Annotated in this window: 17 protein-coding genes; 11 read left to right on the forward strand and 6 right to left on the reverse strand. The window is 68.7% G+C overall.

Annotation, left to right across the window (positions count from 1 at the left end; translation table 11 throughout):
• Nucleotides 1-227: 227 nt before the first annotated feature.
• Entirely contained in the window at nt 228-800 is a 573-nt protein-coding gene (locus AB0I43_RS09915; protein ID WP_356971107.1) for a hypothetical protein, read from the forward strand.
• Nucleotides 797-1,513 (forward strand): ESX secretion-associated protein EspG, encoded by a 717-nt coding sequence (locus tag AB0I43_RS09920; protein ID WP_356971105.1) that lies wholly within the window; start codon nt 797-799, stop codon nt 1,511-1,513. The genes AB0I43_RS09915 and AB0I43_RS09920 overlap by 4 nt, the downstream gene beginning before the upstream one ends.
• Before the next feature lie 3 nt (nt 1,514-1,516).
• Here the strand turns inward: AB0I43_RS09920 and AB0I43_RS09925 are convergent, their stop codons facing one another.
• On the reverse strand, nt 1,517-2,182 hold the full coding sequence (locus tag AB0I43_RS09925) for an NAD(P)H oxidoreductase (RefSeq protein ID WP_356971104.1): 666 nt from the start codon (nt 2,180-2,182) through the stop codon (nt 1,517-1,519).
• A 115-nt stretch (nt 2,183-2,297) separates the two neighbouring features.
• Between AB0I43_RS09925 and AB0I43_RS09930 the strand changes: the two genes are divergently transcribed.
• Nucleotides 2,298-3,227: an AraC family transcriptional regulator gene (locus tag AB0I43_RS09930; RefSeq protein WP_356971102.1), complete on the forward strand. Its 930-nt coding sequence runs from the start codon at nt 2,298-2,300 to the stop codon at nt 3,225-3,227.
• Nucleotides 3,228-3,273: 46 nt separating this feature from the next.
• On the opposite strand, the gene AB0I43_RS09935 is transcribed toward AB0I43_RS09930, so the two are convergent.
• The 3 genes from AB0I43_RS09935 to AB0I43_RS09945 are packed head-to-tail and all read right to left on the reverse strand — an operon-like array spanning nt 3,274 to nt 9,983.
• On the reverse strand, nt 3,274-5,877 hold the full coding sequence (locus AB0I43_RS09935; protein ID WP_356971101.1) for a polynucleotide kinase-phosphatase: 2,604 nt from the start codon (nt 5,875-5,877) through the stop codon (nt 3,274-3,276).
• Nucleotides 5,877-7,472 carry a 3' terminal RNA ribose 2'-O-methyltransferase Hen1 gene (locus AB0I43_RS09940; protein ID WP_356971099.1) on the reverse strand — a complete coding sequence of 532 codons (1,596 nt, stop codon included), beginning with the start codon at nt 7,470-7,472 and terminating at the stop codon, nt 5,877-5,879. Before AB0I43_RS09940 ends, AB0I43_RS09935 begins: the two co-directional genes overlap by 1 nt.
• A gap of 42 nt (nt 7,473-7,514) precedes the next feature.
• Nucleotides 7,515-9,983, reverse strand: coding sequence for a phosphoketolase family protein (locus AB0I43_RS09945; protein WP_356971098.1), 2,469 nt, complete (start codon nt 9,981-9,983; stop codon nt 7,515-7,517).
• Nucleotides 9,984-10,105: 122 nt separating this feature from the next.
• On the opposite strand from AB0I43_RS09945, the gene AB0I43_RS09950 reads away from it, so the two are divergent.
• From AB0I43_RS09950 to AB0I43_RS09975, 6 genes are all read left to right on the forward strand, one after another.
• Nucleotides 10,106-10,654: an FKBP-type peptidyl-prolyl cis-trans isomerase gene (locus AB0I43_RS09950; RefSeq protein WP_356971096.1), complete on the forward strand. Its 549-nt coding sequence runs from the start codon at nt 10,106-10,108 to the stop codon at nt 10,652-10,654.
• A 208-nt stretch (nt 10,655-10,862) separates the two neighbouring features.
• Nucleotides 10,863-12,233: a trigger factor gene (tig, locus tag AB0I43_RS09955; RefSeq protein ID WP_356971094.1), complete on the forward strand. Its 1,371-nt coding sequence runs from the start codon at nt 10,863-10,865 to the stop codon at nt 12,231-12,233.
• Nucleotides 12,234-12,423: 190 nt separating this feature from the next.
• Nucleotides 12,424-13,011, forward strand: a complete 588-nt coding sequence (locus tag AB0I43_RS09960; RefSeq protein WP_356971093.1) for an ATP-dependent Clp protease proteolytic subunit — start codon at nt 12,424-12,426, stop codon at nt 13,009-13,011.
• A gap of 44 nt (nt 13,012-13,055) precedes the next feature.
• Nucleotides 13,056-13,721 (forward strand): ATP-dependent Clp protease proteolytic subunit, encoded by a 666-nt coding sequence (locus AB0I43_RS09965; protein WP_356971091.1) that lies wholly within the window; start codon nt 13,056-13,058, stop codon nt 13,719-13,721.
• Between the two features lie 425 nt (nt 13,722-14,146).
• Entirely contained in the window at nt 14,147-15,427 is a 1,281-nt protein-coding gene (clpX, locus tag AB0I43_RS09970; protein WP_356971089.1) for an ATP-dependent Clp protease ATP-binding subunit ClpX, read from the forward strand.
• A gap of 310 nt (nt 15,428-15,737) precedes the next feature.
• Complete coding sequence (locus AB0I43_RS09975; RefSeq protein ID WP_356971088.1) at nt 15,738-16,103, forward strand: STAS domain-containing protein; 366 nt, start codon at nt 15,738-15,740, stop codon at nt 16,101-16,103.
• A gap of 62 nt (nt 16,104-16,165) precedes the next feature.
• Here the strand turns inward: AB0I43_RS09975 and AB0I43_RS09980 are convergent, their stop codons facing one another.
• A complete protein-coding gene (locus tag AB0I43_RS09980; protein ID WP_356971087.1) occupies nt 16,166-16,543 on the reverse strand; it encodes a nuclear transport factor 2 family protein in 378 nt (125 codons plus the stop codon).
• An 886-nt stretch (nt 16,544-17,429) separates the two neighbouring features.
• On the opposite strand from AB0I43_RS09980, the gene mihF reads away from it, so the two are divergent.
• The gene (gene mihF / locus AB0I43_RS09985) at nt 17,430-17,744 is read left to right on the forward strand and encodes an integration host factor, actinobacterial type (protein WP_356971085.1); all 315 of its coding nucleotides are present in this window, start codon (nt 17,430-17,432) and stop codon (nt 17,742-17,744) included.
• A gap of 37 nt (nt 17,745-17,781) precedes the next feature.
• On the forward strand, nt 17,782-18,189 hold the full coding sequence (locus AB0I43_RS09990; protein ID WP_356971084.1) for an NUDIX domain-containing protein: 408 nt from the start codon (nt 17,782-17,784) through the stop codon (nt 18,187-18,189).
• Nucleotides 18,190-18,241: 52 nt separating this feature from the next.
• Here AB0I43_RS09990 and AB0I43_RS09995 read toward each other — a convergent pair whose 3' ends face one another.
• Nucleotides 18,242-18,772, reverse strand: a complete 531-nt coding sequence (locus AB0I43_RS09995; protein ID WP_356971083.1) for a hypothetical protein — start codon at nt 18,770-18,772, stop codon at nt 18,242-18,244.
• Nucleotides 18,773-18,794: the final 22 nt, after the last annotated feature.

Raw genomic sequence — 18,794 nt, forward strand, 5'->3', positions numbered from 1 at the left:
TTCCGCGACCGGCACGGTGACCTGGGACAACTGACACCGCACATGATTGGAATTTGCTACCACCGCGTGGGTTCGCCCGGTTGGCCGCCGTCGCCGCTGATAGGCTGCCGGGGCTCGATGACTGTGCCGCGGACCTAGATCGAGGGGGTGAGCCTGGTGCTATCGGTGAGGGGGCACGGGTTGCCCGGCGCGGCGTCGCGGGCGGATGAGCAACTGGGGGGCACACCATGACCGAGCAGCGCCGGGGTGCGCCGGGCACCGATCCGGCCTATGTTCCCGATCGTGAATCCTTCGACGCCTATACCCATCAGGAGATCTGGGACCAGGTGCACGAGGCGCTGGACCCGGCCGCGCTGGGGCGAACCGCGGACGGCTGGGGTGCGGCGGCGCAGACCCTGGCCGAGTCGTTCGACGCCTTCGCCGTCGCGGTCCGCCGCGAGTTCGGCGAATGGGGCGGCGTCGCCGCCGCATCCGCCCGGGCCTCGACCGAGGAGTTCATCGAGGCCGGGGCGGCGGCCCAGCAGGTCTGCGGCGAGGTGCGCCGGCTGATGGAGGGCAATTCCGCGGCCGCGCAGAAGGTGCGCGACGCCATCCCCGCGCCGCCGGCGGCCTATGTGCCGCATCCGGATCCGGTGGTCGAGGTGGTGGAGGGTGGCCCGCGGAAGATGGCGCACGACATCGCCGCCGCGGATGCCCTCGCCGACGCGCAGGACGCGCTGACCTTCCTCTACAACTCGACGCTGGTGGCCTCCGGAGATGCCGTGCCCGCCTTCGGCGACAGGCCGGGAGAGCTACCGTGAGATGGGAATTCAGCCCGGACGAATTCACCTACGTGTGGTCGGTGGAGACCGGCCTGGACCGGCGCCCGTACCCCATCAACATGGCCCATCGCGGCACGGTGCGCAACGAGAACGACTGGGACAAGCTGAAACTCGCCGAGCGCTTCGTGCGCAACGCCGACCCGGACCTGACCGGCGCGCTCACCCTGTGCGCCCGCCCCGACGCCACCACCCTCACGATCTCCGGTGATCGCTACGCCCCCGACGGTCAGTCCGAGGAGACGATTCTCGCCTTCGGCGCCACCCATCAGGTGTGGGGCACGGTGCTGATCGCCGGCCCGTGCGATGTCACCGTCATCGCCTGCCACGCCCGCAATGTCCCGCATCATCTGGTGACCACGATCGGGTCCGCGCCGTCGGGGCGCCTGCCCGCCATGCGCGAACCGCGCGAAGCGGTGCTCTACGACGATCCGGCGCACTGGCAGCAGACCGACATCGCCCGCCGCGCAGCCACTTTGCGCCGCACCCTGCACCGCCCCATCGACGCCCGGGGCTTCATCACCGTCACCGTGGCGCCGCAGGACCCCATGTCCCCGCCCACCCGGCATCGCACCTGGCTGGATTTCACCGGTGACGGCCGCTACCTGCTGACCACCAGCACCGAACTCACCCTGGCGCCGGTCACCGAGCATGCCCTGGCCGCGCAGCTCAAGCGCCTCGCGGCGATCAGCTGAGGCTCACGCCGGTACCACCTCGGCGACCAGGAACTCGTCCAGGAATTCCGCTGTCCTGCGGTCGAATTCGGCGTATTGCGCGTCGCGTTCCGCGCCCGCTACGGCCGCCCCGAGAAGCAGATTCCCCGCGTCGTCCAGCCGCTGCGGCCGTTCCTCGGCATCCGGGAGCACGCCCACCCGGGAGTAGGCGAAACCGCAGTAGTAGGCGATGCCCGCGCTGAGATTGTTCTCCAGCGTGGCCTGCATGCCGGGCAGGAAGGCGTCGTCACCGGCGATACCGGCCAGACCGAGCCACAGCATGCGCTTGCCCGCGAGCCGGGGCTTGCTGCGGCCGTAGGCGAATCCGTAGTTCCAGACCCGGTCGATCCAGCCCTTCAGCAGCGCCGGCAGGTGCTGCCAGTACACCGGGAACACCGCGACCACCACGTCGGCGGCCAGCAGGCGAGCCATATGTTCCTGCACCACAGCGGAATACGCCTTGTCTCGATTACCCCAGTCGGGCTGGTCCGCGGTGTTCATCCGCGGGTCGAACCCCTCGGCGTGCAGGTCCAGATAGTCGACGCGATAGCCGGCGGCTTCGAGCCGCTCGGTGGTGCGGCGGGCGGTATGCGCGGTGAGCGAGTCGGTGCGATGGTGGGCGACGACCACGAGGGCGGTGTTGTTCGGCACGGTGGTTTGCTCCTTTTCTGCGGGATGTTCTCGGCTCTTCGAGTACACCTCTGAATGCGTAGACGATCCATAGGAGAAACACTTCGATGGATAGGAGTTCGTCTACGATGGTCGCATGGATCCGGTGAGCTCTCTCCTGAACGGCATCCGCGCGGAAGGCTCGGTGGTCAGCAACGCGCGCCTGGAGCCGCCGTGGAGCATCCGCTTCGCCGAAAAAGCTCCGCTGACCATGATCTCGGTGCTGCGCGGCGGAGGCGTGCTGGTGCTGGCCGACGGCACTCGGCGGCCGGTCGGCCGGGGCGACACCGCGGTGGTGCGCGGGAGCGCGCCGTTCCATCTGGCCGATGATCCCGGCTCGCTGGACCGCTCTCACCTCGAATACGAAATGGCCTGCTTCGCACCGAGTTCGGACTGTGCCGAGCAGGAGATCAGCGGAATACGCTGGGCCACGGACACTCCCGAGACCACCGCGCTGATCGTCGGCTCCTACCGCGCGGCCGGCCGGCGGCCGGATCGGCTGTTGCGGGCGCTGCCCCCGGTGCTGGTGCTGCGCGAAGACGTCGACACTTGCGAGTGGCTGGAGAAGGCCGCCATCGATTCGGCCCACCACCTCGCCGGTTCCCAGGCGCTGATGGACCGCCTGCTGGACTGGGCCCTGGTCTGCACCCTGCGCACCTGGTTCGACCAAGCGGGCGCAGGCGCACCCACCTGGTATCGCGGCCTGTCCGATCCGATCGTCGCGCCGGCCCTGAAAGCCATGCACGCCAGCCCTTCCCGGTCCTGGTCGGTTGCCACCCTGGCCGCCGAGGCCGGCGTCTCCCGGGCGCTGTTCGCCAAGCGCTTCACCGACCTCATGGGCCGCCCGCCCCTGAGCTATCTCACCGACTTCCGCATGGACGAGGCCGAGGAGCTGCTCGCCGGTACCGAGCAGACCATCGCCCAGATCGCCAAGGCCGTCGGCTACGCCGACCCGTTCGGTTTCAGCGCCGCGTTCAAGCGCTATCGCGGGCAGAGCCCCACCGCCTTTCGCGCCTCGGCGGCCTAGCCGAAAGGCCGCGCGACGTGTGCCGGACACGTCGCGCGGCAACAGCTCACAGGCGCGGGTCGACCGGCTCGGACTCCAGGGCCAGCACCGCGAACACCGCCTCGTGCACGCGCCAGAGCGGTTCGCCCGCCACGAACCGGTCCAGGGACTCCAGGCCGAGGGCGTACTCGCGCAGCGCCATGGAGCGCTTGCGACCGAGGCCGCGGTTGCGCAGGCGCGCCAGGTTGTCCGGGCGCTGGTACTCCGGGCCGTAGATGATCCGGAGGTATTCCGGGCCACGGCATTTCACCCCGGGCTGGACCAGGCGGCCGGTGCGCTCGGCGTTCGCCTCGTCCGATGGTTTCCCGGGCCCGCGCACCAGCGAGCGCGCCGGCTTGACGACCATGCCCTCGCCGCCCGCGGCGGTCAGCTCGGTCCACCACGCCGTCGCGGCGGCCTCCTGCTCCGGCTGGGTCAGGTCCAGCACCATCCGGCCGGTCGTGGTGAACAGGCCGGTGTCGGCGGCGGCCAGGCGATCGATCCGCTCCAGATGCCACAGATGCTCCCGGGGCGCGTAGTTCACGCCCTCGCCCGCCAGGATCTGGAACGGGGCCAGGCGGATACCGTCGAGTCCGTCCACGCCCCAGCAGTAGCGGCCGTAGGCGGCGGTGAAGCGGTCGGCATCGGCGCGGCGAGCCGTGGTGCGGGCCGCCAGCTCGCTCACGTCCAGGCCGCGATTCGCCACGGCGGCAAGAACTTCCGAGGCGGAGCCGAGCGCCGCGCGCGCCGCCGCGCCGACCGCGGCGTACTGGCCGCGCAGCAGCCCGAGCGCCTTCGCCGACCAGGGCAGCAGTTCGGTGTCGAGCACCAGCCACTCGGTCCGCAACTCCTCGAACAGCCCGGCCGCCTCGGCGGCGGCGCGGACCCGGGCCAGCAGGGCCTCGGTCTGCGTCGCGTCGTCGAAGAACGGACGCCCGGTGCGGGTGTAGATCACGCCGGTCGCGCCGTCGTTCGCGCCGAAACGATCGCGGGCGACGGCCGCCGACCGGGTGAGCACGACGATCGCGCGCGAACCCATGTGCTTCTCCTCGCACACCACCTGCTCGACGCCCTCGGCGCGGTAGTAGGCGAAGGCTTCCGCCGGATGCTCCAGGTAGCTCTCCCGGTCCGAGGTCGCGCACGGCGACATCGTCGGCGGCAGATACACCAGCCAGCGCGGATCCAGCGCGAAGCGGCTCATCACCTCCAGCGCCGCGCCGGCGTTCTCCTCCTGGACGCCGACGCGGCCGTGGTGGCTGGTTTCCACGACCCGGCGGCCGGTCACGTCGTCGAGATCGAGCACGCCCGGGTCGCGGTGCACCACCCCGGCCGGCGTGGCGATGGTGGTGGCGTTCAACGGCCGCACCGGCTCATACCAGACCTGTTCCGCCGGAACGGAAACCGGCTCGCGCTCCGGATAGCGCAGCGCGGACAGCCGCCCGCCGAAGACCGCGCCGGTGTCCAGGCACAGCGTGTTGTTCACCCAGACCAGCTCGGCCGTCGGGACGTGCCCGTAGAGCACGGTGGCGCGGCCGCGATAGTCCTCGGCCCACGGGTAGCGCACCGGCAGCCCGAATTCGTCGGTCTCGCCGGTGGATTCGCCGTACATGCAGAAGGAGCGCACCCGGCCCGAGGCCCGGCCGTGGAACTCCTCCTTCAGCCCGGCGTGCGCGACGACGAGATTGCCGCCGTCCAGCACGTAGTGGCTGATCAGGCCACGGCAGAAGTCCAGCGCGGACTTGCGGAAATCCTCGTCCTCGGCCTCCAGCTGGGCCAGTGACTCGGCCAGGCCGTGCGCCGGATTCACCTTCTTGCCGCTGAGCGCGCGCACCAGCTTGTGCTCGTGGTTACCGGTGACGCACAGCGCCGTCCCCGCCGCGACCATGCCCATGACCAGGCGCAGCACGCCCGGGGTGTCCGGGCCGCGATCGACCAGGTCGCCTACGAACACCGCGGTGCGCCCGGCCGGGTGCCGGGCGCCGGCCGGGCGGCCCGCGTCGTCGCGCTCCAGCTCGTAACCGAGTGCCCCCAGCAGGGTTTCGAGTTCCGAGCGGCACCCGTGCACGTCGCCGATGACGTCGAACGGGCCGGTGAGCTCGCGCTTGTCGTTCCACGCCTTCTCGTCGGCGATGGTCGCGGCATCGATCTCCGCGATGCCGCGCAGCACGTAGATCTTGCGGAAGCCCTCGCGTTCCAGTCCGCGCAGGCCGCGGCGCAGTTCGCGCTGCTGCCGGGTCACCACGTGCGCGCCCAGGTGCGCGCGATCGGCGCGGACCGCGTTGCGCTCCAGGCAGACCGCGTCCGGCACGTCCAGCACGATCGCGACGGGCAGCACGTCGTGCGCCCGCGCCACCGCCACCAGCTCCTGCCGCGCCTTGGGCTGCACATTGGTGGCGTCGACGACCGTGCGCAGCCCGCGCCGCAGCCGCACGCCCGCGATGTGGTGCAGCAGCGCGAACGCGTCCGGTGTCGCCGACTGGTCGTTCTCGTCGTCGCTGACGATGCCGCGGCAGGCGTCGGAGGACACGATCGCCGTCGAGCGGAAGTGCTTGCGCGCGAAGCTGGACTTGCCCGATCCGGTACTGCCGATCAGGACGACGAGCGAAAGCTCCGGGATGCTCAATTCGGTCATCACGCGGCTCCTTTCTCGTCGTGGTGCGTGGCGGCGGTGAAGACCGCCAGCTGGGTGGGTGACCCCACTTCCGCGTCGGGCGTGCCGATCGGGACGTGGCGCACGGTGTAGCCATAGCGGGTGGCGACGCCCGCGGCCCAGGTCGCGAATTCCGCCCGGGTCCACTCGAATCGGTGGTCGTCGTGCCGGAAATCGCCGTGCGGCAGGGTTTCGTAGCGCACGTTGAACTCCGCGTTCGGCGTGGTCACCAGAACGGTCGCCGGGGCGGCCGAACCGAAGACGGCCTGCTCGAGCGCGCCCAGCCGCGGCGGATCGACGTGCTCGATCACCTCCATCAACACCGCCGCGTCGTATCCGCGCAGCCGGGCGTCGGTGTAGGTGAGCGCACCCTGCCACAGCGTGAGCCGGCCGGCCACCCGCTCGGGCAGGCGCTCCAGGCGCAGTCGCCGCTTGGCGATGTTCAGCGCGCGCATCGACACGTCGACGCCGACGATCTCGGTGAACGTGGTGTCCGACAGCAGTTCTCGCAGCAGCACGCCTTCGCCGCAGCCGAGATCGAGCACGCGGTGCGCACCGGCCTCGCGCAGTGCCGCCCGCACCGCCGCGCGCCGCGCGACAGCCAGCGAGGGCTGCGGCGCTGCGGACTCGGCCGGAGTCGAACCCTCGGGTGTGGACCCCGGCGGACCGCTGTCCGGGCCCGAAGTGCCGGGGGCCGTTGCCGATTCGACACGATGAGCGCCGTCGAGCGCGGCTGCCGCACCGTCGGCGTGCGATGCGTCCGGTGCGGTTTCGGGTGTCTCGTCGGCCGTCACCTCGATCGCGTCGAGCGCCTCCGGGTCCAGCTCGTCCACCTCGGCCAGCCGCGCCAGCGCGGTCCGCACCAGCGAATGCCGCCGGGCCAGGTAGCGCCGGGTGATCCAGGCGCGCTCCGGGTGCTCGGCCAGCCACCCGGCGGCGGTGCGGATCAGTTTGTCGACCTCGTCGGCGGCCAGCCAGTAGTGCTTGGCGCCGTCGAGCACCGGCAGCAGCACATACAGGTGCGAGAGCGCGTCCGCCAGGCGCATGGTGCCGGTGAGTTCCACTCGCACGTAATGGGATTCGCCCCATTCCGGAAACGCCGGATCCAGGGGCAGGGGAGTGGCCTCGACCGCCCAGCCCAGCGGCGCGAACACCTTGGCCGCCAGCTCCGGCCCGCCCTTGCACGGCACCGCGGGCAGTTCCACGCGCAGCGGCAGCGCGGTCTGCGCCAGCTTTGGGCGCAGTTCACAGCGCCCGCGCAGCGCGGTGCGGAAGACCGACCCCAGCGCCACCGACAGCAGCGAGGACGCCGCGTACGGCCGATCGTTGACGTACTGCCCGAGACTGAAATCCGGGGTGTTGCGGGAACGCCCGCGCACCAGGCGGATCGGATCCACCTCGAGCAGCAGCGCCACCGTGCAGCGCTGCTCGCCGGCCTCCGGATACAGCACGTGCGCGGTGCCGTAGGACTGCTCGAACGCCTGCACCCGTCCGGGGTTCTTGTGCAGCAGGAACCCCAGATCGGAGGCGGGCCAGTCCGCGCCCGCCGGTCGTGTGCAGGTGATGGTCAAGAGCATGCTGCGATCGTCGCTCACCTGTGCGAACGCCGCAAGGGAGTTTCAGCGGCTGGGGTCGGGCCAGGTCCAGTCGGCGACCACCGGGATGTCCTCGCCGTGCTCGCGAGTCCAGGCCCGGGCGTTCCAGCGCGCGTCCACCATCTCCTGGCGCAATCCGGCCGCCTTCTCGCGCAGGCCGGGCACCCGGTCGATGACGTCCATCACCAGGTGGTAGCGATCCATGTCGTTGAGCATCACCATGTCGAAAGGCGTTGTGGTGGTGCCCTTCTCCTTGTAGCCGCGAACGTGCATTTCGGAATGGTTGGCGCGCTTGTAGGTCAGCCGGTGGATCAGCCACGGATAGCCGTGGAAAGCGAAGATCACCGGGCGGTCCCGGGTGAACAACGTGTCGAATTCCCGGTCCGGCAGGCCGTGTGGATGCTCGTGTTCGGGCAGCAGCCGCATCAGGTCGACCACGTTGACGACTCGGATTCGCAGGTCCCGCATGCGGTCGCGCAGGATCGCCGCCGCGGCCAGGGTTTCCAGCGTCGGGACGTCGCCGGCGCAGGCGAGCACCACATCCGGGGTGGTGCCGAGGGTGTCGTTGTGCCCGGCCCAATCCCAGATCCCGGCGCCGCGCGCGCAGTGCACGGCGGCGTCGGCGACCGAAAGCCAGTCCGCCTGAGGCTGTTTCCCGGCCACCACCACGTTGACGTAGTGCTTGGAGCGCAGGCAGTGGTCGTAGACCGAGAGCAGGGTGTTGGCGTCCGGCGGCAGATAGACCCGCACGATCTCGGGCTTCTTGTTCAGCACCACGTCCAGGAAGCCGGGATCCTGATGGGTGAATCCGTTGTGGTCCTGTCGCCAGACATGCGAGGAGAGCAGATAGTTCAGGCTCGCGATGGGCCGCCGCCAGGGCACCTGCGCGCTCGCGTCCAGCCATTTGGCGTGCTGGTTGAACATGGCGTCGATGATGTGGATGAACGCCTCGTAGCAGGTGAACACCCCGTGCCTGCCGGTGAGCAGGTAGCCCTCCAGCAGGCCCTGGCACATGTGCTCGGAGAGCACCTCGATGACCCGGCCGCGGGGGTCCAGATGTTCGTCGTAGCGGCCGATCTCGGCCTGCCAGTCCCGGCCGGTGACCTCGAGGATGTCCTGGAGGCGGTTGCTCGCCAGTTCGTCCGGGGCGAAGGTCAGGAAGTTGTCCGGGTTGGCGGCGGTGACATCGCGCAGCCAGGCGCCCAGCACGCGGGTGGCCTCGTGCTGGGCGGCGCCGGGCGCGTCCACCGGGACGCCGTAGCCGCGCCAGTCCGGCAGTCGCAGATCACGGACCAGCATGCCGCCGTTGGCCACCGGGTTCGCGCTCATCCGCCGGTCGCCGCCGGGCATCAGGTCGGTGAGTTCGGCGACCGGGCGGCCGTCGTCGTCGAAGAGCTCCTCGGGCCGATAGGAGCGCAGCCACTGTTCGAGCACCGCGCGATGGTCGTCGTTGGTGCGGGCGCCGGGCAACGGCACCTGATGCGCGCGGAACGTGCCCTCGACCTGGTCACCGTCCACCTTGGGCGGGCAGGTCCAGCCCTTGGGAGTGCGCAGCACGATCATCGGCCAGCTCGGCCGCTGCTCGTCGGCGCCGCCGCGCGCCGCCCGCTGGATCCGCGCGATCCGCTCCAGGCAGGTGTCCACGGCCGCGGCCATGTCCTGGTGCACGGTGGCCGGATCGGCGCCCGCCACCACCAGCGGGTCGTAGCCGTAGCCGCGCAGCAGCGAGAGCAGTTCCGGCTCCGGAATGCGGGCGAGGATGGTCGGATTGGCGATCTTGTACTCGTTCAGCGCCAGCACCGGCAGCACCGCGCCGTCCCGCGCCGGATTGAGGAACTTGTTGGCGTGCCAGCTGGCGGCCAGCGGGCCTGTCTCGGCCTCGCCGTCGCCGACCACGCAGAACACGGTGAGATCGGGATTGTCCAGGGCCGCGCCGAAGGCGTGCAGCAGCGAATAGCCGAGTTCGCCGCCCTCGTGGAACGAGCCGGGCGTCTCCGGCGCGCAGTGGCTCGGCACCCCGCCGGGGAAGGAGAACTGCGCGAACAGTGCGCCCATGCCGGCCGCGTCGCGCGGGATGTGGCTGTACAGCTCGGAGTAGGTGCCCTCCAGCCAGGCACAGGCATTGGGCCCGGGACCGCCGTGCCCCGGCCCGGCGACGAACGCGGCGTTCAGCCCGCGCCGCCGGATCGCCCGGTTGGCGTGCACCCACACCAGGTTCAATCCGGGCACGGTGCCGAAATGCCCGAGCAGGCGCGGCTTGATGTGCTCGGCCGCCAGCGGTGCGCGCAGCAGCGGATTGTCCATCAGATAGATCTGGCCGACCGCCAGATAGTTGGCGGCGCGCCACCACGCGTCGATCGAGGCGAGTTCGTCCCGCTCGAGCGGGCCCGGTGCGTCGCCGAGACGATAGGGGGTGGGCGCGACGGTGTCGCCGCCGGAGCTCTCGACGTTGTCGGCCGAGGTATCGCCCCCGGCACTGGCCAGGTGGGTCATCAACGGGCTCCTCACGCTCGGTGGAATCCAGCCGTCTTGCGTGCAGTACCCATTCTGCGGGAGGCAGCACCGGATCGAGGCCGGATGGCCGCGCGACCGGCCGGTGCAATAGGGTCCGCCGCATGCGAACACTGGCCAGGATCCTCGGAACGGTCGCCGTCGCCGCGACCGCGCTCACACTGACCGCTTGCGGTGGCGACGAGGACAACAAGAGCTCCGCGGAACCCACCTTCGGCAAGGTCCCGGCGCAGCAGACCAACGCGGAGTGCACCGCCGACGACATCGAGGTGGTCGGCGGTTTCGGCACCGCGCCGAAGATCACCATCCCGGACACCTGCACGCCGCCGACCAAGCTGGTCACCAAGGATCTGGTCGCGGGCAGCGGCGCCGGTGCGGCCGCCGGCCAGGCCGTGACCATGAACTACTCGCTGGTCACCTGGTCGGACAAGAAGAAGCTGGACAGCTCCTTCGACCGGGGCAAGCCGTTCCCCCTCACCCTCGGCGCGGGCCAGGTCATCCAGGGCTGGGACCAGGGCCTGGTCGGCGTGCAGCAGGGCGCGCGCCGGCTGCTGATCGTGCCGCCGGCCCTGGGCTACGGCGCCGGCGGCAACGGCATCCAGCCGAACGAGACGCTGGTCTTCGTCACCGACGCGGTCAAGATCGGCCGATAAGTCCGCTCGCGGGCAACCCGACCGCCGGGGGTGGAAATACACCCTCGGCGGCGTTCAACTAACCTGGTCGGGATGCGTACACCGCCTCGTCGTCCCGACGAGCCCGGGTCCCCTTCCATCATCGAAGCGGATTTCGGCGTGCGCACGCCACGTTTGCGCAGCCAACGACAACGATGACCGAACCGCACAACGAACAAGGAGCATGTCCGTGAAGAGCACCGTCGAGCAGCTGAGCCCGACCCGGGTCCGGATCAATGTCGAGGTGCCCTTCGAGGAGCTGAAGCCCGACTTCGACAAGGCGTACAAGGCGCTGGCCCAGCAGGTTCGCATCCCCGGCTTCCGTCCCGGCAAGGCCCCGGCCAAGCTGCTCGAGGCCCGCCTGGGCCGCGGCGCCGTGCTGGAGCAGGTCGTCAACGACGTGCTGCCGGGCCGCTACAGCGAGGCCGTGCAGGCCGCCGAGCTCAAGGTCATCGGCCAGCCGGAGATCGACATCACCAAGATCGAAGACGGCCAGGAGCTCGCCTTCAGCGCCGAGGTCGACGTGCGCCCGGAGATCACCCTCCCGGCCTACGACGACATCGAGGTCACCGTCGACGCGTTCACCATCTCCGACGAGGACATCGACGAGCAGCTGCAGTCACTGCGTCAGCGCTTCGGCACGCTGACCGGCGTCGAGCGCGCCGTCAAGGAGGGCGATTTCATCTCCATCGACCTGTCCGCCACCGTGGACGGCGAAGAGGTCGCCGACGCCTCCACCACCGGCCTGTCGCACGAGGTCGGCTCCGGTCAGCTCATCGAGGGCCTGGACGAGGCCGTCGTCGGCCTGTCCGCCGGCGAGTCCGGTGAGTTCACCTCCACGCTGGTGGCCGGCGAGCACGCGGGCAAGGAAGCCGTCATCAAGGTGACGGTGCAGTCGGTCAAGGAGCGCGAGCTGCCCGAGGCCGACGACGAATTCGCCCAGCTGGCTTCGGAATTCGACACCCTCGACGAGCTCAAGGAAGACCTGAAGACTCGCGTCCAGCGCAGCAAGCAGGTCACCCAGGCCGGCGAGATCCGCGACAAGGTGCTCGAGGCGCTGCTCGACAAGGTCGAGGTCCCGCTGCCCGAGGCCGTGGTGAAGGCCGAGATCGAGGCCGTCGAGCACGACGCCGTGCACGGCTTCGACCACGACGAGGCCAAGCTGGCCGAGGCGCTCGAGGCGCAGGGCTCCTCGCTGGAGGAGTTCAAGAAGGACACCAAGGAGTCGGCCGAGAAGTCGGTCAAGACCCAGCTGCTGCTGGACGCCGTGGCCGAGGCCGAGGGCACCCAGGTCGGCCAGGAGGAGCTCACCGAGCGGATCCTGTTCCAGTCCCAGCGCTACGGCCTGTCGCCGGAGCAGTTCATCCAGCAGGTGCAGCAGGCGGGCCAGCTCGGCGCGATCTTCGCCGACGTGCGCCGCGGCAAGGCGCTGGCCGGCATCGTCGGTCAGGTCAAGGTGACCGACTCCGAGGGCAACGCGGTCGACACCGCCGAGATGTTCGGCGCTCCGGCCGACGAGAACGTGGAAGAGGCCGCCGAAGAGACCGTGGCCGCCGAATAGATTTCAGAAAAGCCCAGGGCAGCAAGATCTTGATTGCGCTCTGAGCGAAGAAGGGGCGGTACCGGGAGTTCGGTGCCGCCCCGCTTCGTTAGTGTTTGTGTCAGCGAACGCTGTGTAGGTTTTTCCGTACAAGCAAGCCGGTGAGAAGAGAAGGCAGGTATCCGTGACAAACAACCAGGCAGGGGTCGTCATGACAGCCGCGACTGCTGGTCTCAACCTCAGTGATTCGGTGTACGAGCGCCTGCTGCGTGAGCGCATCATCTTCCTGGGCCAGCAGGTCGACGACGATATCGCCAACAGGCTGTGCGCCCAGATCCTGCTGCTCGCGGCGGAGGATCCCAGCAAGGACATCTTGCTCTACATCAACTCGCCGGGTGGCTCGGTCACCGCGGGTATGGCCATCTACGACACCATGCAGTTCGTCGAGTGCGATATCGCCACCTTCGGCATGGGTCTGGCGGCCTCGATGGGGCAGTTCCTGCTCACCGCCGGCACCAAGGGCAAGCGCTACGCGCTGCCGCACGCGCGGATCATGATGCACCAGCCCTCGGCCGGCATCGGTGGCTCGGCCGCCGACATCGCGATCATGGCCGAGCAGTTCGCGCACACCAAGCGTGAGCTCAACGAGTTGCAGGCGCAGCACACCGGCAAGTCCCTGGAGCAGGTCACCGCCGACGCCGACCGCGACCGCTGGTTCACCGCCAAGCAGGCCCAGGAGTACGGCTTCATCGATCACGTGATCGGCCACGCCAACCAGGCGAACGGCGCGGGTAACTGAGCCGCAGCGAAAACCGCTCACTCACACAGACTTTGGAGACGAAGATGGCCCTGATCGACCCGCGCGCCGGACTGTCCGGCATCGCACCGGCGAGCCCCCAGGCCCGCTACATCCTGCCTTCGTTCATCGAGCACTCGAGCTTCGGTGTGAAGGAGTCCAACCCGTACAACAAGCTGTTCGAGGAGCGCATCATCTTCCTCGGTGTGCAGGTGGACGACGCCTCGGCCAACGACATCATGGCGCAGCTGCTGGTGCTGGAGTCGCTGGATCCCGACCGTGACATCACCATGTACATCAACTCGCCGGGTGGCTCGTTCACCTCGCTGATGGCCATCTACGACACCATGCAGTACGTGCGCGCCGACGTCGCCACCGTCTGCCTGGGTCAGGCCGCCTCGGCCGCCGCCGTGCTGCTGGCCGCCGGCACGCCGGGCAAGCGCGCCTGCCTGCCCAACGCCCGCGTGCTCATCCACCAGCCGTCGCTGGAGGGTGGCATCCAGGGCCAGGTGTCGGATCTGGAGATCCAGGCCGCCGAGATCGAGCGCATGCGCCGCCTGATGGAGACCACGCTGGCTCGCCACACCGGCAAGGACGCGGACACCATCCGCAAGGACACCGACCGCGACAAGATCCTCACCGCGCAGGACGCCAAGGAATACGGCATCGTCGACACGGTGTTCGATTACCGCAAGCTGAGCGCACAGAAGTAAGCAACGCGGTTCGGGCCCTCCCGGCGAACGCCGGGATGCTCGGATGTTGCTGATTGTCAGGTGAATTCGGCCGGGCAGTGTGCCACGCGGCAGACTGCCCGGCCTGTTTTCTCCGGTCGATTCGCGCACGGGAACGCGCGGATCGGCGATTCCGGGCTCCGGCCGGGGCGAATCCGCCCTCGTAGCGCGGAACGTGTTACAAAGCAGTGAGAACTCGCACATCCCGCGGCGAGAAACATGCTCGAGTTGTCGACCTCCGTCGCACTGACCGGGTACGGTCGAGCTAGGGACCTTTGCTCCCGGTTGACGGCGCCGCCCGACCCGCGGGAAACACTCGAAGTGTTCGTGATTACACGCGAGTACGGCGGAAAGCTGGCAACCTGGATAGACGGTTGCACGCGGACAAGGAAGTAGGGACCCACGAGATGGCGCGCATCGGAGATGGCGGCGATCTGCTCAAGTGCTCGTTCTGCGGAAAGAGCCAGAAGCAGGTCAAGAAGCTCATTGCGGGACCAGGGGTGTACATCTGCGACGAGTGCATCGACCTGTGCAACGAGATCATCGAGGAAGAGCTGGCCGAGTCCAGCGAGGTCAAGCTCGATGAGCTGCCCAAGCCGGCGGAGATCCGGGATTTCCTGGAGAACTACGTCATCGGGCAGGACACCGCCAAGCGCACCCTCGCCGTGGCCGTCTACAACCATTACAAGCGCATCCAGGCCGGCGACAAGAGCCGCGACAGCCGCGGCGAGATGGTCGAGCTGGCCAAGTCCAACATCCTGATGCTCGGCCCCACCGGCTGCGGCAAGACCTACCTCGCGCAAACCTTGGCGAAGATGCTGAACGTGCCGTTCGCCATCGCCGACGCCACCGCGCTCACCGAGGCCGGCTATGTCGGCGAGGATGTCGAGAACATCCTGCTCAAGCTGATCCAGGCCGCCGACTACGACGTCAAGCGCGCCGAGACGGGCATCATCTACATCGACGAGGTCGACAAGATCGCCCGGAAGAGCGAGAACCCCTCGATCACGCGCGACGTCTCCGGCGAGGGCGTGCAGCAGGCCCTGCTGAAGATCCTGGAGGGCACCCAGGCGTCGGTGCCGCCGCAGGGCGGCCGCAAGCACCCGCACCAGGAATTCATCCAGATCGACACCACCAACGTGCTTTTCATCGTGGCGGGCGCGTTCGCGGGCCTGGAGAAGATCGTCTCCGACCGCACCGGCCATCGCGGCATCGGCTTCGGCTCCGAGGTGCGCTCCAAGGCGGAGGTCGACACGATCGATCACTTCGCCGAGGTGATGCCCGAGGATCTGATCAAGTTCGGCCTGATCCCCGAGTTCATCGGCCGCCTGCCGGTCGTCGCCTCGGTGACCAACCTGGACAAGGAATCACTGGTCAAGATCCTCTCCGAGCCGAAGAACGCGCTCGTGAAGCAGTACATCCGCCTGTTCGAGATGGACGGCGTCGATCTGGAGTTCACCCAGGACGCGCTCGAGGCCATCGCCGATCAGGCCATCCTGCGTGGCACCGGCGCCCGCGGCCTGCGCGCCATCATGGAGGAAGTGCTGCTCCCGGTGATGTACGACATCCCCAGCCGCGACGATGTCGCCAAGGTTGTCGTGAACGCCGACACGGTCACCGAGAACGTGCTGCCCACGATCGTCCCGCGCAAGGCTCAGCGCGCCGAGCGCCGCGAGAAGTCGGCCTAGGCATTCCGGCTACAGCCTCGAACGGCCCGTGCGTCCACTGGACGCACGGGCCGTTCGGTCATATCCGCGGTCTGGCGTAGTCGATACCGGAATCGCGTCGATTTCGAGATTCGCAGGTGTACAGACCTGTCTGTTGGGGTACACCTGTATCAAGGGTTGAGCAGCCAGCCTAGTTGCGAGCCACATTGCTCGTGGTGAAAAAATGCACGCCGGTAATGGTTTTCAGGTTGCCGTGCGCGACAGGACCGGGGTTCCCATGTCCGTCATTACCACCCGACTCACCGCCTCGCCCACGCGACGGCGCTTTGCCATGCCGCAACGGCCACATCCCGCCGACCGGCTCCAGGTGTCGATCACCCATCCGAGTAAATCCGTCACGCTGTGCGCGGTCGCGGGCGAGATCGACCAATTCACCGCCGACCGCTTCCGCCGGGAGCTGATCGGCTGTCTCGATACCGCGGCGCCCACGGTGGTCGTCGATCTCTCCAACGTGACGTTCTTCGGCGTCGCCGGCCTGCGCGTGCTGATGGAGGCCCGCGATTGGACCGGGCACACCCGGCGCAGGCTGCGGCTGGTAGCGGGCACGTCCTGTGTCGATCGGGTCTTCGAGGTCGCGCGGACGGCGGCCGACTTCGAACTCGTCCCGGATCTGGCTACGGCCGTACTCGACGACTAGCGGCTGTGCGGCCCGGGCTCGCGGAGTCCGGCCCGCACTCCGATTCCAGTGCCCCCGGCGACTCAGCTGGGGGCACTGCTCATGTCGTCTTGGCTCCAGTACGCGCGCATGCGGATGATCTTGCCCGCGTCGTCGAACTCCATCACGTCGATGGGGGACAGGGTGAAGCGCTGGTCGCCGAACTTGGTGACCAGGGTGAACAGGAAGGCCGCGTGGTTGCCCGCGATCCGCACCGTCTCGGCGTGCAGTTCGGTTTCCCGATCCAGGTTGGCGATCACCTCGTAGAACTCCCGGATGGCCGCGTGGCCCTGGCGGGGTTCGCTGCCGATGGGGTCTTCCACCGTGGCATCGGGTGCGTAGAGCTGCACAATGTCCTCGGTCGGACCGGAACCGACCAGCTTGACGTACTGCTCGACCACGTCGCGGATCTGCTGTGTCATGAAAACCCCTAGCGAATTGAAACCTGTTCCAATTCGGAGGGTAGCAGTGTGCCCCGCCGCCGCGGGTGGGGATCTCACCAGGCGGGTCGCCCGGGCGGATTACACCGCCGACGACCCGGAAGCTCCTGGCTGTGGCACTGTGGTGCTGGCTGCTGTGGACCGGTGACGACCCGTGGGTCGCGCCCGGGGTGGGGAGCGCCATTGCTCCCCCTGGTTCGCCGTTGAACCTTTGTCCTGTGCAGGGCTTTGTGTTGATTACGTCGGTGCGCGCCCGTTCGCCGTTACGCCTGTCAGGGGGCCTGTGCGGGCGCGTTTTCGGGCCCGGGCGGGGCGATGCGCGTGCCGGTGAGCCGGGGCTGATCTCCCCGCCGCGGAAATTCGCCGCGCGGCTGTCGGGAATCGCTGAGTGCTTACTGTCCAACGCATTTCGGCAAAAGGCACGGGCGAGCGATGGCCGGAAATGCCGGAATATGCTGTGGGGGAAAACAACTCGAGAACTGCCTTAGCTGCGCCGGATCGGTGCGAACGCGCCGATCCGTGCGCGGGGTGCGATGTGGAACTTCCCGGAGATCCCGTCGCCGTGGGGGAGCGCCACCCGCCGTGCGCGAATCCGGCACTGGTATCTTCCTCCGGACCGCCGGGCGCCCGGCAGTCACCCACGAGGTGACGAACCGGGTAAGTGAAAGCTGCATGTTCCGTATTCCTTTCGTCCGTTTCGCCCGTTATATGCGGGCGGTGCACGGGTTTCGACGCCGCGACACCAGAAACTCATCGCCACATTCACGCGGTGTGTCGGCACGGAACCGCCAGGTACGTGCTGTTTACTCGGTCCGGTCAACCAGATGTTCGATCCAGATTTCGAGTGACGAGTGAAAGCGGAGGAGTTATGGCACTGCCCACGATGACCGCCGAGCAGCGCACCGAGGCGTTGGCCAAAGCGGCCGCGGTGCGCAAGGCGCGCTCCGAACTGATCGGCAAGGTGAAAGCTGGCAAGGTCTCGGTCGCCGAACTGCTGAAGAAGGCGGAGAACGATGACCTGGTGAAGAAGACGAAGGTCGCCGCCGTGATCAAGGCGCTGCCCGGAGTCGGACCGGTCAAGGCCGCCAAGCTGATGGACCAGGCCGAGATCCCGGAGGATCGCCGGATCGGTGGACTGGGCGCCCGCCAGCGGGCCGCGCTGCTCGAAGCCCTCGAGGCCTGAGCCGCACCGAATTTCGGTAGGTCGTAGGCTGCTGGGCATGGAACGAACGCTCACGTCCGTTGCTTGGTTGTGTGTGGAGGATGGCAGGCTGCTCGCGGTTCGCACTCGGGGCCGCGACGCCTTCTATCTTCCCGGCGGCAAACCCGAGCCGGGGGAGACCCTGGCGCGAGCGCTCGTCCGTGAAGTCCGAGAGGAAGTCGGCGTGCGGCTTTCCGAACACGCCGTCACACCCGAGGTGATCATCACGGCTCCGGCCCACGGTCGCCCCGGCACCCTCGTCGAGATGCACTGCTTCCGCGCACCGGGATCCGGCGTACCGGCTCCCGCCGCGGAAATAGCCGAAATGGCTTGGCTCGGACCAGAAGACGGCCATCTGTGCGCGCCGGCCGTGGTGCGGGCCCTGGGCCACCTCACCTCCGTCCGAGGCTGGGAATGGTCCCGCTGAATCAGCTATCCGCTCCGCCCCGCGGCCGAAAGGCTGTGGGGCGGAGATAGTTTCAGCGAGTTCGCCGCCGCGGAAAGCGGAATTCGATCGGGTCCGGGTCGGGCACCTGACGGCCGGGCGGCGGCACCAGCAAGCAGGCCACCCCGAGCCCGAGCAGCGCGAAGACGCTGATCAGGCTGAGTGCGTAGCTGACCGATCCGAGCTCGGCGGGCTTGTGCGCGGCGTGATAGATCAGATGCGGCACCGAGAACACCAGCCAGCCCAGCCCGGTCGCCTGCGCGAGCGCCGCGCCGCCGCGCCACAGCGCGAACAGCGAGATCGCGCCCAGTGCCAGGAAGAAGCCGCCGACATCGCCGGCCAGGTGGTGATTGAACGGGCCGTCCACCGAGATCCACTGCATCCCGAAACCCGGGAAACTGGTGTACCAGGAGCGTGGCGCGAGCACCGCCCACAGGCCGGTCAGCAGGCCGATGGCGGCCAGAATCCCCAGCATGATCCGCACGGCCAGCCAGCGCCGGCGGTGCTGCTCGAAGTGCATGCGGACCCGCACCCCGTCGGAATCGCCCTCGAACCTGATCCGCATCGGTCACTCCATTCCCTGCCGA

It is taken from the genome of Nocardia sp. NPDC050435, from assembly GCF_040655395.1.
Taxonomy (GTDB): Bacteria; Actinomycetota; Actinomycetes; order Mycobacteriales; family Mycobacteriaceae; genus Nocardia.

What these genes read in the sequence shown, in the direction of transcription:
- AB0I43_RS09915 (WP_356971107.1), top strand. Translation starts at nt 228, where the DNA reads ATGACCGAGCAGCGCCGGGGTGCGCCGGGCACCGATCCGGCCTATGTT.
- AB0I43_RS09930 (WP_356971102.1), top strand. Translation starts at nt 2,298, where the DNA reads ATGGATCCGGTGAGCTCTCTCCTGAACGGCATCCGCGCGGAAGGCTCG.
- AB0I43_RS09935 (WP_356971101.1), bottom strand. Translation starts at nt 5,877, where the DNA reads ATGACCGAATTGAGCATCCCGGAGCTTTCGCTCGTCGTCCTGATCGGC.
- AB0I43_RS09940 (WP_356971099.1), bottom strand. Translation starts at nt 7,472, where the DNA reads ATGCTCTTGACCATCACCTGCACACGACCGGCGGGCGCGGACTGGCCC.
- AB0I43_RS09945 (WP_356971098.1), bottom strand. Translation starts at nt 9,983, where the DNA reads ATGACCCACCTGGCCAGTGCCGGGGGCGATACCTCGGCCGACAACGTC.
- AB0I43_RS09950 (WP_356971096.1), top strand. Translation starts at nt 10,106, where the DNA reads ATGCGAACACTGGCCAGGATCCTCGGAACGGTCGCCGTCGCCGCGACC.
- AB0I43_RS09960 (WP_356971093.1), top strand. Translation starts at nt 12,424, where the DNA reads ATGACAGCCGCGACTGCTGGTCTCAACCTCAGTGATTCGGTGTACGAG.
- AB0I43_RS09965 (WP_356971091.1), top strand. Translation starts at nt 13,056, where the DNA reads ATGGCCCTGATCGACCCGCGCGCCGGACTGTCCGGCATCGCACCGGCG.
- clpX (WP_356971089.1), top strand. Translation starts at nt 14,147, where the DNA reads ATGGCGCGCATCGGAGATGGCGGCGATCTGCTCAAGTGCTCGTTCTGC.
- AB0I43_RS09975 (WP_356971088.1), top strand. Translation starts at nt 15,738, where the DNA reads ATGCCGCAACGGCCACATCCCGCCGACCGGCTCCAGGTGTCGATCACC.
- AB0I43_RS09980 (WP_356971087.1), bottom strand. Translation starts at nt 16,543, where the DNA reads ATGACACAGCAGATCCGCGACGTGGTCGAGCAGTACGTCAAGCTGGTC.
- mihF (WP_356971085.1), top strand. Translation starts at nt 17,430, where the DNA reads ATGGCACTGCCCACGATGACCGCCGAGCAGCGCACCGAGGCGTTGGCC.
- AB0I43_RS09990 (WP_356971084.1), top strand. Translation starts at nt 17,782, where the DNA reads ATGGAACGAACGCTCACGTCCGTTGCTTGGTTGTGTGTGGAGGATGGC.
- AB0I43_RS09995 (WP_356971083.1), bottom strand. Translation starts at nt 18,772, where the DNA reads ATGCGGATCAGGTTCGAGGGCGATTCCGACGGGGTGCGGGTCCGCATG.